Here is a 1410-nt window from a genome sequence, read left to right as displayed (position 1 = left end):
GTGCGTCACCGGGGCCCGGGGTTGGCAGGCGGGCCGGGGGCCTTATCGTGGACCCGGACAGCGAAACCGCACGTCACGCCGACCCGACCGCCCCACCAGCCAAGCCGCTCCAGCGCAGCAGCGGCCCGCAGATCCGCCGCATCAGGAGCCGCAACCGCCATGGCACACCCGGCACACCCCGCCTACCCCGTCGGACTCCGCCTCGCCGGCCGGCGCGTCGTCGTCATCGGCGGCGGCCAGGTCGCCCAGCGCCGGCTGCCGGCGCTCGTCGCGGCCGGCGCCGACGTCCTCCTCGTCTCGCCCTCGGCCACGCCCTCCGTGGATGCCATGGCGGAGACCGGCGAGATCCGCTGGGAGCGCCGCCGTTACCGGGACGGCGACCTGGCCGACGCCTGGTACGCGCTCATCGCCACCCAGCACCGCGAGGTCAACGAGCAGGCCTCCGCCGAGGCGGAGCGCGAGCGCGTCTGGTGCGTGCGTGCCGACGACGCCTCCGCCGCGACCGCCTGGACCCCGGCCACCGGCCGTGTGGAGGGCGTGACCGTGGCCGTGCTGACGGGCAATGACCCGCGCCGTTCCGCCGCCGTCCGTGACGCGGTCGTCGAGGGGCTCCGGGACGGCACCCTCACCGCCCCCGCCCACCGCGGCCGCGACCGGGGCGTGCCCGGCGTCGCCCTCGTCGGCGGCGGCCCGGGCGACCCGGACCTGATCACCGTCCGAGGCCGGCGCCTGCTCGCCGAGGCGGACGTGGTCATCGCCGACCGGCTGGGCCCCCGCGACCTGCTCGACGAACTCCCGCCGCACGTCGAGGTCATCGACGCCGCGAAGATCCCGTACGGCCGCTACATGGCCCAGGAGGCCATCAACAACGCCCTGATCGAGCACGCGAAGGCCGGCAAGGCCGTGGTCCGGCTCAAGGGCGGGGACCCGTACGTCTTCGGGCGGGGGATGGAGGAACTCCAGGCGCTCGCCCAGGAGGGGATCCCCTGCACGGTGGTGCCCGGCATCTCCAGTTCCATCTCGGTGCCCGCGGCCGTCGGCATCCCGGTCACCCACCGGGGCGTGGCCCACGAGTTCACCGTCGTGAGCGGGCACGTCGGTCCGGATGACCCGCGGTCCCTCGTGGACTGGGCCTCGCTCGCCAGGCTCACCGGCACGCTCGTGATCCTGATGGGCGTCGACAAGATCGGCCTGATCGCGGAGGCCCTGGTCCGCCACGGCCGCCCGGCGGACACCCCGGTCGCCGTCGTCCAGGAGGGCACCACCACCGCCCAGCGCCGCGTCGACGCCACGCTCGCCACCGTGGGCGAGCGGGTCCGCTCCGAGGACGTCCGCCCGCCGGCCGTCATCGTCATCGGCGAGGTCGTACGGGTCGCGGAGGCCGGCCCCACACCCCCGACCCACTGAACC

Annotated in this window: 1 protein-coding gene; it reads left to right on the top strand. The window is 75.7% G+C overall.

Annotated features, from left to right (window positions below; all coding sequences use genetic code 11):
- Positions 1 to 159 precede the first annotated feature (159 nt).
- Positions 160 to 1407, top strand: coding sequence for a uroporphyrinogen-III C-methyltransferase (gene cobA / locus HYE82_RS36515; protein WP_179178518.1), 1248 nt, complete (start codon positions 160 to 162; stop codon positions 1405 to 1407).
- Positions 1408 to 1410 lie beyond the last annotated feature (3 nt).

This window comes from Streptomyces sp. BR123 (assembly GCF_013401435.1).
Taxonomy (GTDB): domain Bacteria; phylum Actinomycetota; class Actinomycetes; order Streptomycetales; family Streptomycetaceae; genus Streptomyces.
This window is presented reverse-complemented; position numbering and strand designations above follow the sequence as displayed.